The organism is Dyadobacter koreensis (assembly GCF_900108855.1).
Classification (GTDB): domain Bacteria; phylum Bacteroidota; class Bacteroidia; order Cytophagales; family Spirosomataceae; genus Dyadobacter; species Dyadobacter koreensis.
The window spans coordinates 73,375-89,117 of record NZ_FNXY01000011.1; the positions used below are offsets into that span (position 1 = coordinate 73,375).

Consider the following 15,743-nt stretch of genomic DNA (forward strand, 5'->3'; position numbering starts at 1 on the left):
GGTTTGATACCCGTCGGATGGCGGAAAAGCCATCCGACGGGGTCGCCCGGTCCAACGGCTTTTTCTGCCGTCGGACCGGTAAAAAACATCCAGAAAGAGAAATTTAAAAATTACAAAAGAAAGCTTAATCATGAAATCACCGAGCTCGCCCGGTAACCTTTCTGATATTGAAGCGGACTTTTTCCGGTATGCAGTTTAAAATATCTGTTAAAATTGGCAAAATTATTAAAGCCGCTTTCATAGCAGATCTGCGCAACACTCAGTTTCCCATCAATCAATAATTTGCAGGCATGGCCGATCCGAAGTTCCAGTAAAAATTGAGAATAGGTTTTCCGGCTTCTGCTTTTGAAATACCTGCAGAAAGAATTTGGACTGATATTGGCAATCTCTGCAATCTCTTCAATCGTTATTTTTTGTTGGAAATTGCTAAGAGAATATTTGTAAATCTGGTTGATTCTGTCCTCATCGTGCTGATCGTACTCTTCCTGATAGTGACTGTTTGAAAGTAATTTTATATCCTTACTATGTGCCAGTGTTTCCAGAATTTGCAACAATGAGATAATCGGATTTCCCTCAACCTGATCCAGCAGGTTCTGAAGCAGTGTCTTGATCTGCTGATTTTCCTTACCCAAAAGTTTCATTCCCCATTTGGCCTTATCAAGTAATTCGTTGATCGCTTTATTTTCCGGAAGGCCTCGGAAAGTATCGCCGAATAGGTCAGCGGAAAAGTGAAGAACAGTTGCTTGTGCATATAGCTGGGAATCGCCTTTAAAATACTTTTCGTCACAACGCCAGTAGTGCGGCAAATTTGGTCCGATAAGCAGCAGATCCCCGCTCTGAAAATTCTGAATATTATCCCCGACAAACTGAGTTCCGGAGCCTTGTTCGATATGAACCAACTCTATTTCTGGGTGATAATGCCAACGATTGTAAAAATACAACACAACATCCCGCCGGATACTAAAAGACTGGTGTAAACCCTTCGGCACTTTAAGTAATTGCGGTTTCACAGGTATAATGACAAGATTTAATCAGTTAGGATCTAATTTATGCCAAAATTATTGAAAAATATGCTAGTATAATGAAACAACGCCTCTTTATATTTCTATTCATTTGTGTTAAAATTCAATAAGAAATATTGGTATTTTTATTTTGGATAACAACATGTATTATTTGAGCATTTTTTTTAGTATATATTAATGATGTATGCTTTAAATATGCCGGGTTAACAGCATAATTATTCGTCTCATTGAAAAGTGGGATGAAATTTTCAGCATGAGGTTATTTCAGATTCACATCATGAACATTTATTAATACTTATTTCTATTGAGACTATGGCGTCCAATCTTTTAAAAATTCACCCGTCTGACAATGTCATCGTGGCGCTTAGGGATATTCCGACCGGCGATATAGCAGAGTGGAATGGAGAGAGTTATTTATTGCCTTATGGCGTTTCATCCAAACATAAGTTTGTCACCGAAGATATAGAAACTGGCGGAGCGATTATTATGTATGGTGTTTTGGTAGGCCGTGCGAAACAGCCGATCAAGCGGGGGGAACCGATTACAACATTTAATTTAAAACACGATTCACAGGATTACAGCACAGCGAACCGTAAGCCATATTCCTACACGCAGCCTGATATAAGTCGCTGGCAGGGAAGAACATTTAACGGGTATCATCGGGAAGACGGCCGGGTAGGAACTTACAATTACTGGCTGGTATTGCCGCTGGTATTTTGTGAAAACCGCAACGTACTGATCATGAAGGATGCTTTCGAGCGTGAACTTGGTTATGCACAGACTGATATGTACCGCGGCCAGGTTGCTGAATTTCTGAAAGCATACCAGTCGGGGGATATGTCCCGTATGCAGAATTTGGGAGGTTTTACCGAGCCAACGAGAGAGCAACAAGTAAAAAGTCGTCCTTTCCCAAATGTGGATGGGATCAAATTTCTTACACACGAAGGCGGTTGCGGCGGTACGCGTACGGATGCAAATACTTTGTGTGCACTTTTTGCTGCTTACGCCGTTCATCCGAATGTGGCTGGCATTACGGTGTTAAGTTTAGGTTGTCAAAATTCAGAGCTTAAAACTTTGGAAGACGAAATAAAAAAACGTGATCCAAATTTCAACAAGCCTTTTTATGCTTTCGAGCATCAGAAAGGAACTGAATACTCATTGGTTTCCGGCGCGATTAAGTCTACTTTTTTAGGTTTGACTGAAATGAACAAACAATTCCGGGAGCCTGCACCTTTGTCCAAACTTTCGGTTGGATTGAAATGTGGCGGTTCCGATGGATTTTCAGGAATTTCTGCCAATCCGGTTCTGGGTCATTTATCTGATATTGTTGTTGGCCTGGGCGGACAAACACTTTTGGCTGAATTTCCAGAGCTTAACGGCGTAGAGCAGGAATTGCTTAACCGTTGTGTTACCGAAGAGAAAGCCGCAAAGTTTGAAAAATTGATGCGTGATTATGCGGGTAAAGCAGAAGCAGTTGGTTCCGCCTTTGCATTCAATCCATCGCCGGGAAATATTAAGGATGGTTTGATAACTGACGCAATCAAATCGGCCGGTGCTGCCAAAAAGGGCGGGAATGCTTACATTACGGACGTTTTGAACTATACAGAAAGAGCGACAGAAGCTGGTCTCGCATTGGTTTGCACTCCTGGAAACGACGTTGAAGCAACAACCGGACAAACTGCTGCCGGTGCGAATATTATTCTATTCACAACCGGATTGGGAACGCCAACGGGAAATCCAATTTGTCCGGTAGCTAAGGTTGCTACAAACACAATTTTGGCAAACCGTATGCCGGATGTGATCGATTTTGATTGCGGCCCGGTTGTCGACGGAACCCAGTCTCTGGAAGAAAACGCTGACCATTTGTTGGAATATGTTATCAAAGTAGCAAGCGGAGAACTGACAAAAGCACAGCAACTGGGGCAGGATGATTTTATTCCATGGAAAAGAGGAGTTTCTCTTTAATTATGGATAGCAATATTTTAAAATAGCTCCGGCTGCAGGAAATTTCATTTTCGGCGCTGGCCGCTGAGTTAGTTTTCGAGTAAAGTTTGTGGTCATCAGCCTTTTTATCGAGACTGTTGATCTTAATATTTAATTTTAAAATACATGTTTGATTTAACCGGCAAAGTGGCTTTGGTAACGGGAGGTGCAAGTGGAATCGGTCTGGCGATTTCTCAGACTTTTGCTAAGCAAGGTGCACATGTCCATATTCTTGAACTCAATATCGATCTGGCAAATCAGGTTGTAGCAGATATAAAAAGCAGTGGCGGAAGCGCAGAAGCACATGTAATCGATATTTCAAAACAGACAGATGTTGTAAAAGTTATTGATGGAATTGCGGAAAAACAAACAATCAATATACTGGTAAATAACGCTGGAATTGCGCACGTAGGAAGAGCAGATAATACTGCCGAAACCGATTTTGACCGTGTATTAAATGTCAATGTAAAAGGTGTTTACAATTGCCTTTTCGCAACAATTCCGCACTTGAAAAAAGCAGGCGGCGGCGTTATTCTGAATATGGCGTCGATTGCAGCCACCGTCGGAATTCCTGATCGGTTTGCTTATTCGACTGCAAAAGGAGCTGTATACTCAATGACGTTGTCCGTTGCAAAAGATTATCTGGCAGATGGAATTCGATGCAATAGTGTTTCACCAGCTCGTGTTCACACGCCTTTCGTCGATGGGTTTATCGCTAAAAACTATCCAGGACAAGAAGCTGAAATGTTCGAAAAACTTTCAAAAACGCAACCGATTGGCAGAATGGCAAAACCAGACGAAATTGGTGCGCTTGCCCTATATCTATGTTCAGACGAAGCCTCGTTCATCACGGGTTGCGATTATTTGATTGATGGTGGATTTGAGAAACTAAATAATTAAAAAGGTTGTCGGCTGTCGGCTTTCGGCAATCGGCATTATAATTGAAATAATTAAGAAAATATTTTATCAAAACTGGCCGGAATCTGGCAGCCGATTGCTGACAGCCGACAGCCGAAAGCCATAACTATGAAACTTTTCCGTTTTGGAGCTTACGAACAAGAGAAACCTGGTGTAGCATTGACAAATGGCGAATTGCTGGACGTCTCTGCTTTTGGTGAAGATTATAACGAGAAATTTTTTGCGACTGACGGGTTGAATCGTTTAGCAGACTGGCTGACGATTAATTCAGCATCAGCACCGCGTGTTGAACCCGGTTTTCGTTTTGGATCATGCATCGCGCGTCCGTCGAAAATAATCTGTATTGGAATGAATTATGCAAAACATGCATATGAATCCGGCGCGACAGAATTGCCGAAGGAACCAATCGTATTTTTTAAAGCGACATCTGCATTGGTTGGCCCAAATGATCCGGTTATCATTCCAAGAGGTTCAGAAAAGACTGACTGGGAAGTGGAGCTTGCTGTGATTATTGGCAAAAAAGCGAGTTATGTTGACGAAGCCGACGCGCTTAGTTACGTAGCAGGTTACGCCATCCACAACGATTATTCAGAGCGTGCCTATCAGCTGGAACGCGGCGGACAGTGGGTGAAAGGAAAAAGTAATGACACATTTGCTCCAATAGGACCTTATCTGATTACAAAAGAAGATGTTCCAAATGCGAATAACCTTGATCTTTGGTTGTCGTTAAATGGCAGGAAAATCCAGGATAGCAATACGTCAGATATGATTTTCCAGGTTGGTTTTCTGGTAAGTTATCTGAGCCAATTTATGACTTTACTTCCGGGTGATGTTATCTCGACGGGTACTCCGGCCGGCGTAGGCTTGGGTATGAAACCTCAGGTTTATCTAAAACCGGGTGATATCGTGGAACTTGGTATCGAAGGATTGGGCGTTCAAAAACAGGAAGCCGTTGCCTGGAAAGCGATATAAATTCAAATTTTCGGATACGGATTTTGATTCGTATCCGAAATAGTAAAATAGTAAAATATGGTTATAGATTCCCATCAGCATTTCTGGATTTATGATTCGGTAAGAGATTCCTGGATTACGCCTGAAATGGAAAAAATACGCCAGAATTTTCTTCCGGAAGATCTGAAACCGGTTTTGGCAGCGAATGGAGTAGATGGATGCGTTGCAGTTCAGGCGGATCAGTCCAACTCTGAGACAGAATTTTTGTTGCAACTCGCGGAAGCAAACGATTTTATCAAAGGTGTTGTCGGCTGGATCGATCTCCGTGCTGATAATTTATATGACAGGCTTGAAGTTTGTTCGCAGTTTGAAAAATTAAAAGGTTTCAGGCATATTGTTCAGGGCGAGCCGGATGATTTTTTGCTCCAGCCGGATTTTATCAAAGGTGTAGGGCAATTGGTTGCATTTGATTTTACTTACGACATTCTTGTTTACCCGACGCAGCTTACTGCAAGTTATACTTTTGCGAAACAACTGCCGAAGGTGAAGTTTGTACTTGACCATATTGCAAAACCTTATATCAAAAAGGGAGAAATGGACACGTGGGCAAAGGATATCAAAAAGTTAGCTGAGCTTCCTAACGTTTATTGTAAAGTTTCAGGAATGGTCACAGAAGCAGATTGGTATTCCTGGCAGAATGCAGATTTTGTTCCGTATCTGGACACCGTTTTAGAAGCTTTTGGAACAGATCGTTTGATGTTTGGCTCTGATTGGCCGGTTTGTCTGGTTGCTGCCGAATATTCAGCGATGAAGGACGTACTTGCAAATTACCTATCAAAGCTTTCTAAAAATGAACAAAATAAGGTTTGGGGAGAAAACGCAGTCAAGTTTTATGCTCTCGATTAAAGAACTTACAAAATGAAAAGATACTGTCTCGCGCTGGATTTGGTCGATGATGCAAAGATGATCGCCGAATACGAGGAACATCACCGTGTTCCACGTCCCGAAATTAAAAAGAGCATTCTGGATGCAGGAATCACGCAAATGGAACTTTATAGAATTGGAAACAGGCTTTTTATGATTATGGAAACGGTAGACGATTTCAGCTTTGAAACGAAAAGCGCAATGGATGCAGCTAACCCGGATGTACAGGTCTGGGAACAGTTGATGTGGAAGTATCAGCAAGCTTTGCCGTCCGCAAAAGAAGGAGAAAAATGGGTTTTAATGGATAAAATTTTCGCTTTGGTTTAGGGATAATTTTAAAATTGAAGTCATAAATTTTGTTAGCCACAATTGAAAAATAGCTTTTAAAACTAGCACAGACCAGCATCACTCAATAAAAGTTAGGGAGAAACTTCTCGGGAATTAACCGAACACAGATTGCGATTTTTAGCCCAATGGTTATAAATTACAGTTTGACAGGAGCCGTTTTACTTAGCTATTTGATAGATTGAAAAAGTTAGTACTGATTATCAGCTTAATAGGATTGACCATTACTTTATTCTCTTCACAGCCTCGTCGGCCGGTTGAAATTAAGGTTATGAGTTTCAACGTCCGCCATGGACTGGATTTGAACGACGAGTCAAATCTTATGGGGATTTTGAAAATAATAAAAGAAAACTCGCCTCAGTTAGTCGCTTTACAAGCGGTAGATAGTTTAAAAAATAACGGTAAAGTACAATTTCAGCTAAGACAGTTAGCTATTCAGACAGGCATGTATTATGCTTATGGTGTGGCTGATAGCACGGAACATGGATCGCAAGGAGTAGGGTTATTATCAAAATGGCCTTTTGAGAAAACACAAAAATTCAATTTGCCGGCAACTAAGGGTTCTGATGCAAGAGTTTTACAGTGCGGACTTATTCGGGTGAATAAAAATCTGACATTTCGTTTTTGTAATGCACGACTTGAATATGCATCTGTTGTGGATAGAGCTTTACAGGCGGCGTTTGTGAACAGGTTATTAGAGGCTAGTATTCAGCCGGTTGTGTTGGGAATGGACATGGGAGCGCGACCCAATGAACAACCCTATTTTTCTTTCAGGAAAAAATGGCAGGATGCTGCCAAAGGATCTCAGATGGAAACATGGAGTGAAGGACTTCCCGGCGACAGGCTCGATTATATTTTTGTATTGATGAACAACAAGGTTAGAGTGAAGAAATATAAGGTAATCAAAAATCACCCTGACGTTTCGGATCATTATCCCATTATGGCAACGATTGAATTTTGGTAAAATATGGATTATTCGCATTTGAAAATCGGACTGTTTATCCCTTGTTATGTAGACCAGTTTTATCCGCAGGTTGGAATTGCAACATTGGAATTGTTGGAAAAACTGGGTTGTAAAGTTAGCTTCCCGCTAAATCAGACTTGTTGCGGCCAGCCAATGGCAAACTCAGGATTCGAGCATCTGACGAAAGATTGTAACAATCTTTTCTTTGATTCTTTTGGCGAATTCGATTATGTAGTGGCGCCATCGGGCAGTTGCGTGCTGCATATCAAAGAGCATTTGAAAGTAGAAGAGCATTTGGAAGAATCCAAAAAACTGCGCAGAAAGGTTTATGAACTCGTTGAGTTTATAACCGACGTCTTGAAAATTGATGAGATCGCGGCTGATTTTCCTTATCGGGTAGGTTTGCACCAGGGTTGCCACGGACAGCGCGGATTGCATCTTTCCCAGATGTCGGAATTAAATGCAGCACCTTATAACAAGCCTGAAACTTTGTTGAGTAAAGTGCACGGATTGCAGCTCGTTGATCTGGATAGAAAAGATGAGTGCTGTGGATTCGGAGGAACGTTTTGTGTAGCAGAAGAAGCAGTTTCCGTGAAAATGGGAAAAGACAGAGTATCGGATCATATCCGTCATAACGCCGAGTATATAACAGGATCGGACATGAGCTGCCTTTTACATTTGGAAGGAATTTTGAAAAGAAAAAATTCGCCTGTTCAGGTAAAACACATTGCCGAGATTTTGAATAGTGCCGTAAAACAAATACCGGTACCCAATCAATGAGCACCGGCATTTTACAAAGTTTACGGAATCCAGAATCTGAGAAGGCTCAGTCGTTTAGTTGATTGAAGAAACGACGCGGCTCGTCTTTGTCAAAATGTCAAACGTTTGTGAAGCTTTCTCTTTTCCGTCCGTAATCTCGAAAGTATAAGTACCGTCAAGAAGCGTAGAAAGGTCGAAATATTTCACAAAAGTTGCTGCTGCACGCTTGTTTTCTGAAAAAAGAACATTTTTGTCAGTGTCAAGAATACGTACGATAATATTGTTTGACTGTGCGTTATTATATGAAACTCGAAATTGCATAGGTTTAACTTGCAGAACTGACAACTTAGTAGAAGCTGTCTCAGTTTTATCTGAAGTTGCGATGGCGGTTTGTGCATTTGCAGTAAATGCTGAACCTGATATAAGCAAACCAATCAAGGCTGCTGAAAAGAGAGTGTTTTTGGTTTTCATAGGAGTGAAAATTTAATTGCGTCTAAAAAAAGTTAAATAAACTTTGATCAGACTCTGATGCCCCGATCAAAAAACTTTGTTGATTCAAAATTACAACACATTGCAATACAATAAAATAGCTTTTTGACGATTTGTAAAAAGTTGTTTATTTAACAATTTGCAAACTTGGAATAATACAACGAATGTGAAAAGTGCAATTGAGATTCTTTAAAAAATACTATTATCTATTTGTTATTAAACCATGTCGAAAGCAGTAATTGAACATGCCGAGGCCTCAGAGACCTTTAATAAAGACGAACCGTATGTAGACTGGCATGACGAAACTTTGTGGTTCGTTCGTAAAAAGCGTGATATTTCGTCAAAATTGTTGCCTGAATGGGAAGAGCTGCGGGAAACCGCTTCACAGATAAAGAATTACGTTCTTTCGCATATGGATGATCTGCTTGAAGCATTTGAAAAAAATGCGAAAGCAAATGGTATTCACGTCCACTGGGCGGTTGATGCGAAGGAACATAATGAAATTGTGCTCGCCATTTTAAAACAGCATAAGGTGGAGCGCATGGTGAAAAGCAAATCGATGCTGACCGAGGAATGTCATATGAATGAATTTCTTATTCAGAATGGTATTGACGTTATTGATACCGACCTTGGAGAAAGAATCGTTCAGCTTCGGCAAGAGCCGCCAAGTCATATTGTTTTGCCTGCAATCCATTTAAAAAAGAAAGATATCGGCGATTTGTTCCATGAACATTTGGGAACGGATGCCGGCGCGACAGATCCGCAATACCTGACAGAAGCCGCCCGGCAACATTTGCGGGATAAATTTCTAACGAGACGGGCGGCATTAACCGGCGTTAATTTTGCAGTGGCAGAGACAGGCGGATTTGTGGTTTGCACGAACGAAGGAAACGCAGATATGGGTGCACATCTTGCGGAAGTTCATATCGCCAGTATGGGTTTTGAAAAAATTATCCCGTTGCAATCTCATCTTGGCGTTTTCCTCAGACTTCTGGCTAGAAGTGCGACAGGGCAACCGGTAACTACATACAGCAGTCATTTTAAAAAGCCTCGCGATGGTCAGGAAATGCACTTGGTCATTGTCGACAATGGACGAAGTACACAATTAGGCCGTGCTGATTTTCGGAATTCTTTGAAATGTATTCGTTGCGGTGCCTGTATGAATACTTGTCCGGTCTACCGCAGAAGTGGCGGACACAGTTATCACAATGCAGTTGCCGGTCCGATCGGGTCAATTCTTGCTCCGAATCTTGATATGACCAAAAATGCGGATCTTCCATTTGCAAGTACGTTGTGCGGAAGCTGTTCGAATGTTTGTCCGGTTAAAATTGATATCCACGATCAGTTATATAAATGGAGGCAGGTTTTGGTAAAAGGCGGTCATGTGCCTCAGGCGAAAGAGATAGGAGTGAAGGCAATGTCGATGGTTTTATCACAGCCAAGATTTTATCAGTGGTCGGGAAGACTTGGCCGTTCGGTGATGCGGACTTTACCTTTTATGGTTAATAATTCGCTGAACCCGTGGTTTAAGCAGCGGGAAATGCCAGAGCCTCCAAAAGAGAGTTTCAGAGACTGGTTTGTCAGAAACCGGAAATAATTTTAGAATCAAAAAATACCATGAGCTCACGTGAAAAAATTCTTCAGCAGGTCAAGCTGAACAAACCTTCCGGAACTGATTTGCCTGCCCGGTATACTTTTGACAGCGGTTATGCAAACACAGAAGATAAATTTAAGGAGGTTTTACAATCTATATATACCGAGGTGATCATTGTGGCATCCATGGAGCATCTTCGCGAGAAAGTAGAAGAGATGTATGTGGACGTGGTAAACAAGGCGAGTACAATTCCTGAACTGGCTTCCTGGGCAGATTTCAGTTTACAGGTTTCCGATCCGCATGATCTTGAAATGATTGAAGTGGCTATTCTGCAAGCAGAATTTGGTGTTGCAGAAAATGGAGCAGTCTGGATTTCCGATAATCATTTGCAACACCGTGTTTTACCTTTTATTACGCAGAACCTTGCTTTTGTCATTCCAAGAAATGCACTGGTCAATAACATGCATGATGCCTACAATCGTTTGTCGGATACAACCGGTTGGGGGTGTTTTATTGCCGGTCCGTCAAAAACTGCGGATATTGAACAGTCCTTGGTAATCGGTGCGCATGGAGCGCGAAGTATGGTTATCTTTTTAGTGGAGAATTAGTTAGGAATTGTTACAGCGGTTGTTTTCAAGTAAGTATATAAAAAAGTTCGTCTCACGCTTTCTTTCTTATACTTTTGCAGATATTAATCTATTGCATTTTTGAATTTGGCACAGTAAACCGGCCAAATATTAAACCTTGAAAGTATGCCCAAAATAATTGTTGCGATTGATGGATATTCTAGCTGTGGAAAAAGCACAACGGCCAAGCAGGTCGCGCAACAGCTGAATTACGCGTACATAGACACAGGAGCTATGTATCGCGCAGTAACATTATTTTTTATTCAGAATCACATATCTGTTTCGAATCCAAGAGAAATACAAAAAGCATTAAGCGATATCCATATTACCTTTCGTCGTCATAAGGAAAAGGGAACGAATGATACGTTTCTGAACGGGCTTTATGTAGAAGATGAGATCCGGAAAATGTACGTTTCCGAGCAGGTAAGTACAATTAGTGCGATTGCTGATGTCCGTCATGCCTTGGTGGCTCAGCAGCAGCGTATGGGGAAATCCAGAGGAATCGTCATGGACGGCCGTGATATCGGAACAGTCGTTTTCCCACAGGCGGAATTGAAGATTTTCATGACAGCAGATCCGATGATACGCGCACAGCGCCGTCAGCTTGAATTGCTGGAAAAAGGTGAGCTAATTGGCATTGCCGAAATTGCCGATAATCTTAAAAAACGTGATCATATCGATACAACGCGTGCGGAAAGTCCGTTGAGACAAGCGGAGGACGCTGTTTATATCGACAATTCGATGATGACGCTTGATGAACAGGTAGAAATGGTTGTCAGGTTAGCGGATGAGCAAATTGGATTAGTACTTCGTGATCGTGAAAATAACTAAAATTTCATGACACAAAATAAGGATACTTCCTATGATTATCTGATTGTTGGACAGGGAATTGCCGGGACTTCAATGGCTTGGCATCTGCATGAATCAGGTAAGAAAATACTTTTGGTGAATGATTCTTCTTTGCCATCTTCTTCAAAAGTCGCTGCCGGAATTTTTAATCCTTTAACAGGGAAAAAATTGGTAAAAACCTGGCTTGCAGATGAGATTTTTCCTTTTGCGCAGAATTTTTATTCAGGTTTGGAAGAAAAACTTGACATCAAGATTTTACACCAGGCTTCCATCTTTCGCCCATTTCGATCCATAGAAGAGCAAAATTCGTATTTAGCACAAACATCTGATCCTGGAATTTCGAGGTATATCCAGTCTGCTGAGAAGCAACAAAATGTCCCTGAACACATTCATGCTCCGTTCGGTGGCATGGAGGTAATTCAGTCAGGCTGGGTTGATTTGCCGTTATTGTTAGAAAAAAGTCGTGACTATTTTTCAAATTCAGGGCAATATCTGGAAGCTGGTTTCAATACAAATGATTTGAAAATTTCAGAGGAAACGGTTTTCTGGAAAGGTTTTAATTTTACCAAAGTTATTCTTTGTCAGGGTTTTAATGCAAGAGAAAACGAACTGTTTAACTGGTTGCCTTTCACTCCGGTGAAAGGTCAAATTCTTGAAATAGAAATTGAAAAGTTAAAGACCAATCAAATTGTAAACCAGGGGATTTTTATCCTTCCGGTTTCTGAAACGCATTGCCGGGTTGGCGCGACTTATTCCTGGGACCCTTTGGACTGGCAGACAACAAAAGCGGCGGCTGAAGAATTGAAAGGTAAGTTAGAACCGTTGCTGAAAGTACCATATCGAGTAACCTCACAGTTGGCCGGAATTCGTCCTTCTTCTCATGACCGAAGACCAATGTTAGGTATTCATCCTGATCATCCCCGTATCGGGATTTTTAATGGACTGGGAACAAAGGGTGTCACACTCGCTCCTTATTTTGCGAACCAGTTTACGGAATATCTTGAAAAGCATAAAGAATTGAATGATGCAGTGAATATTAAGAGGTATTTTTCGTTATATTTCCGTTGAAGTAAGCAGGAGAAAAATGAGAATAAAAATTATACACAAGCTAACCTTATCGGCCGCCTTTTTTACACTTCTTTTAACAAGTGTGGAAATCAAAGCACAACGCTATCCTTCACAGGAAGTTTTCGGCAAAAACCGTGTGCAATATAAAACCTTCAACTGGAAGATTTTCAGAACCACAAATTTTGAAATTTATCACTATCAGGGAGGTACTGCATTGGCAAAACTTACCGCACAATATGCTGAGAGTGAATTCGATAAAATTACGGATGTCTTAGGTTGGACGCCATACAGCCGCGTTAAGATTTTCCTGTACAATTCTCCACAAGAGCTTGAACAAAGCAATATGGGGTTGTCCACGCTTGATAATCTTGAAGATAAAAAACTGGATTTGGGGCAGTCACGCGTTGAGGTTGCATATACCGGGGATCAGATCGGATTCAAAAAGAAACTTGTAAAAGACATCAGTCTGCTTTTCGTATATGATATGCTTTATGGCGGCAATATGAAAGAAGCACTGCAAAGCTCTCTCTTGCTTACACTTCCCGAATGGTTCATGACCGGTGCTGCTGCATATATTTCGGAGGGATGGTCACCGGAACTGAATGATTATATGCGCGATTTTCTCAAAAATCGTAACGTAAGAAAACCAACGTTGCTTACTGGAAATGATGCAACACTGATTGGTCACTCTATTTGGAATTATATCGCCGAACGATACGGAAGAGATAAAATTTCTGATATCCTTAACCTGACAAGAATTATCCGTACAGAGCAAACCAGTATCACAAGTACCTTAGGCATTCCTTCCTATAATAGGTTTTTGAGAGACTGGAGAGCATATTATTTAAATATAAACAAAAAGGCCGAGCAGTTTTATACTGATCCCAAGCCCGCCTGGAAATATAGGCTGAACGAATTAAGTGCTTCGGATGCGAGTGCGGCTATTAAAGTTTCGCCGGATAAAAAATGGACGGCCGTTAGCGAAATGAAAAATGGACGTTACCGTGTTTATTTATTTAACAGCGAATCAGGCTCTAAAAAGATAATCCGGCAGGGGAAACTTGATATTATTGGAGGAAGAAATAAAACACAGCCCCCGCTTTTAGGGTGGTCCAAAAATAATACACTTGCGGTACTTGCGTCGGAAAATGGTCGTCAGAATTTCTATCTGTATGAAAATTTAGACTCGAAGAAAATTAAAATAAAACTGAGAAGAACTATTCGCGGGCTTGATCAGATCAGCGATATGGATATTTCCAGCGATGGGACGATGTTAGCTGTTAGTGCAGACAAAAATGGCCAAAATGATTTATTCCTGGTAAGTGTGGCCAGGATGTCATTGATCGGGTTAACAAACGATTTGTACGACGATGTTTCACCGAGATTTGTTCAGGGATCGGCAAGACGAGTAGTATTTGCTTCCAACCGTCCGACAGATTCTTTGGGCGTAGACAAAGGTAATTTCAAAACGCTGTCTGCTGGTTTATCGGTTTTTGAGCACGAAGGTTCTCCACGCGCTGAAAAGCTTTTAAGATTAACACCGGCTGATTCGAAGGTAAAGGTTGCTCCAATATATGCCGATGAAAATGACGTTTATTACCTATCAAACATAAAAGGTGTCAGCAATGTTTTCAAATATAACAGAGCATCGAGTACGAATTCTCAGGTAACAAATTATATCAACAGCATCCGTAATGCCGATATCACCTTGAAATCCGGCGGTGCAATCGCTTATACTTATTTAAATGACGGCTATTACACAGCGGCATTCAAAAATGGTTTTGATCCGAACGCGTCGGTCGACACGCCATCACTTATAAAAGGAGATATAGTGGGCGGAGAATCTGCTAGGCCTGCCGCTGCAACGACGGTCCCGGATTCTGCAAAAGCACCCGTGAAAACCGAAGCTCCAAAAATGGCTTTGAAAGAAGGGGAGGTTGATACCGATAATTATGAGTTTGATGAAGATGTCTTAAAAACATTTGAAACCCGCCAGAGAAGGGGAACTTTCCCAACATCACCAAATACTTTACCCAGAACAAAGGCAACGCGGGAAAATATTGCAATTAAAGGTCCATATAACTACAAGGGTTTATTTATCACAAATGATGCAAGCTCCGATTGGCGTGTTGATCCGATCAGAGGATTCGGTTATGCACAATCGATCTCGATGAATGATTTGCTTGAAAACCACGTAATTAAAGCGGGTTTGTTTATTTCTTCAAATTTCCGGAATAGTGACCTTTTTGCAGAATATTCAAACAATGTTCATAGGATCGATTTCGGTGTGAGAGTAGATAGAAAGGCTCTTTACATTGATTCGGAAGTAGCACCTCAAAAATACCGATTCAATCAGGTAATGGTTTCTGCATCGTATCCTTTCTCTACCACAAGCAGATTTACAGTCGCGCCGATGTTTACTTCTACGAGAATGGTTGATTTGATTCTGTCGAATCCGGATCTAAGTTCAAGTTATGGAGGATTGAGAACTGAATTCGTATTTGATAATACCACAAAATCTGGTATGAATATGATGCAGGGAACACGTTTCAAAATTCGCTATGACAATTATCTTGGTTTGTCAAATGGAAATGAAAGTTTCAATCGCGTGAGCCTTGATTTCAGACATTATCAGAAAATTCACCGTGACCTGATTTTTGCAACCCGTGTTGCAATGAGTCATTCAGGAGGAAAGGCAGCAAAACAAAGTATTCTGGGCGGTATGGAAAACTGGATTGGAAACAAGAAAGATTCCCGTACTACCGGCGTAAATCCTCTCGATTTCAGCAGAGACAACCGCGATATTTTCTTTACGGATTTCGCAACCAACTTACGCGGATTTAACCTGAACCGTTTGTCAGGAACAAGTTATATGTTGCTTAATGCAGAGCTTCGCATTCCTTTGATCAAATATCTGTATCGCGGTGCAATTACATCAAGTACGCTTCGTAATTTCCAGATCGTAGGATTTGGAGATATTGGAACAGCGTGGACCGGAAAAGGCCCATTTAGCGAGAAAAACAGTCTAAATACTGAAATCATCGGGAGCGTGGAAGAACCTTTCAAAGCGACGGTGATCAATTACAAAAACCCGTATCTAATGGGTTATGGAGTTGGAGCCCGGACGACAATATTCGGTATTTATGTTAAATTTGACTATGCCTGGGGCGTTGACAACGGATATACGAACAAAGCAATTCCTTATGTAACTTTGGGATATGATTTTTAAGTAATGGTTCAAAAATTAAAAT

The 15,743-nt window shown here is 41.2% G+C and carries 14 protein-coding genes; 12 read left to right on the plus strand and 2 right to left on the minus strand.

Annotation, left to right across the window (positions count from 1 at the left end):
* Window positions 1-128 precede the first annotated feature (128 nt).
* On the minus strand, window positions 129-1,010 hold the full coding sequence (locus tag BMY70_RS28825) for an AraC family transcriptional regulator (protein ID WP_090341633.1): 882 nt from the start codon (window positions 1,008-1,010) through the stop codon (window positions 129-131).
* 324 nt (window positions 1,011-1,334) lie between these two features.
* Between BMY70_RS28825 and BMY70_RS28830 the strand changes: the two genes are divergently transcribed.
* The 7 genes from BMY70_RS28830 (at window position 1,335) to BMY70_RS28860 (ending at window position 7,887) form a co-directional block, all read left to right on the plus strand.
* Complete coding sequence (locus tag BMY70_RS28830; protein ID WP_090341635.1) at window positions 1,335-2,987, plus strand: UxaA family hydrolase; 1,653 nt, start codon at window positions 1,335-1,337, stop codon at window positions 2,985-2,987.
* A 144-nt stretch (window positions 2,988-3,131) separates the two neighbouring features.
* The gene (locus tag BMY70_RS28835) at window positions 3,132-3,905 is read left to right on the plus strand and encodes an SDR family NAD(P)-dependent oxidoreductase (protein ID WP_090341637.1); all 774 of its coding nucleotides are present in this window, start codon (window positions 3,132-3,134) and stop codon (window positions 3,903-3,905) included.
* A 126-nt stretch (window positions 3,906-4,031) separates the two neighbouring features.
* On the plus strand, window positions 4,032-4,895 hold the full coding sequence (locus tag BMY70_RS28840; RefSeq protein WP_090341639.1) for a fumarylacetoacetate hydrolase family protein: 864 nt from the start codon (window positions 4,032-4,034) through the stop codon (window positions 4,893-4,895).
* Window positions 4,896-4,952: 57 nt separating this feature from the next.
* Complete coding sequence (locus tag BMY70_RS28845) at window positions 4,953-5,780, plus strand: amidohydrolase family protein (protein WP_090341640.1); 828 nt, start codon at window positions 4,953-4,955, stop codon at window positions 5,778-5,780.
* Window positions 5,781-5,792: 12 nt separating this feature from the next.
* Complete coding sequence (locus tag BMY70_RS28850) at window positions 5,793-6,125, plus strand: L-rhamnose mutarotase (RefSeq protein WP_090341641.1); 333 nt, start codon at window positions 5,793-5,795, stop codon at window positions 6,123-6,125.
* A gap of 199 nt (window positions 6,126-6,324) precedes the next feature.
* The gene (locus BMY70_RS28855) at window positions 6,325-7,107 is read left to right on the plus strand and encodes an endonuclease/exonuclease/phosphatase family protein (RefSeq protein ID WP_229209819.1); all 783 of its coding nucleotides are present in this window, start codon (window positions 6,325-6,327) and stop codon (window positions 7,105-7,107) included.
* Between the two features lie 3 nt (window positions 7,108-7,110).
* Window positions 7,111-7,887 (plus strand): (Fe-S)-binding protein, encoded by a 777-nt coding sequence (locus tag BMY70_RS28860; protein WP_090341645.1) that lies wholly within the window; start codon window positions 7,111-7,113, stop codon window positions 7,885-7,887.
* Between the two features lie 54 nt (window positions 7,888-7,941).
* Here BMY70_RS28860 and BMY70_RS28865 read toward each other — a convergent pair whose 3' ends face one another.
* Window positions 7,942-8,337 (minus strand): hypothetical protein, encoded by a 396-nt coding sequence (locus tag BMY70_RS28865; RefSeq protein WP_090341646.1) that lies wholly within the window; start codon window positions 8,335-8,337, stop codon window positions 7,942-7,944.
* 241 nt (window positions 8,338-8,578) lie between these two features.
* On the opposite strand from BMY70_RS28865, the gene BMY70_RS28870 reads away from it, so the two are divergent.
* The 5 genes from BMY70_RS28870 to BMY70_RS28890 all read left to right on the plus strand — a co-directional run bounded on the left by BMY70_RS28870 (window position 8,579) and on the right by BMY70_RS28890 (window position 15,721).
* Entirely contained in the window at window positions 8,579-9,952 is a 1,374-nt protein-coding gene (locus BMY70_RS28870; protein WP_090341648.1) for a lactate utilization protein B, read from the plus strand.
* Window positions 9,953-9,972: 20 nt separating this feature from the next.
* Window positions 9,973-10,557: a LutC/YkgG family protein gene (locus BMY70_RS28875; protein ID WP_090341650.1), complete on the plus strand. Its 585-nt coding sequence runs from the start codon at window positions 9,973-9,975 to the stop codon at window positions 10,555-10,557.
* A 144-nt stretch (window positions 10,558-10,701) separates the two neighbouring features.
* Complete coding sequence (gene cmk, locus BMY70_RS28880) at window positions 10,702-11,406, plus strand: (d)CMP kinase (protein ID WP_090341652.1); 705 nt, start codon at window positions 10,702-10,704, stop codon at window positions 11,404-11,406.
* Window positions 11,407-11,412: 6 nt separating this feature from the next.
* Window positions 11,413-12,492 (plus strand): NAD(P)/FAD-dependent oxidoreductase, encoded by a 1,080-nt coding sequence (locus BMY70_RS28885; protein ID WP_090341654.1) that lies wholly within the window; start codon window positions 11,413-11,415, stop codon window positions 12,490-12,492.
* 16 nt (window positions 12,493-12,508) lie between these two features.
* Complete coding sequence (locus BMY70_RS28890; RefSeq protein WP_090341655.1) at window positions 12,509-15,721, plus strand: hypothetical protein; 3,213 nt, start codon at window positions 12,509-12,511, stop codon at window positions 15,719-15,721.
* The last annotated feature ends 22 nt before the right edge of the window (window positions 15,722-15,743 follow it).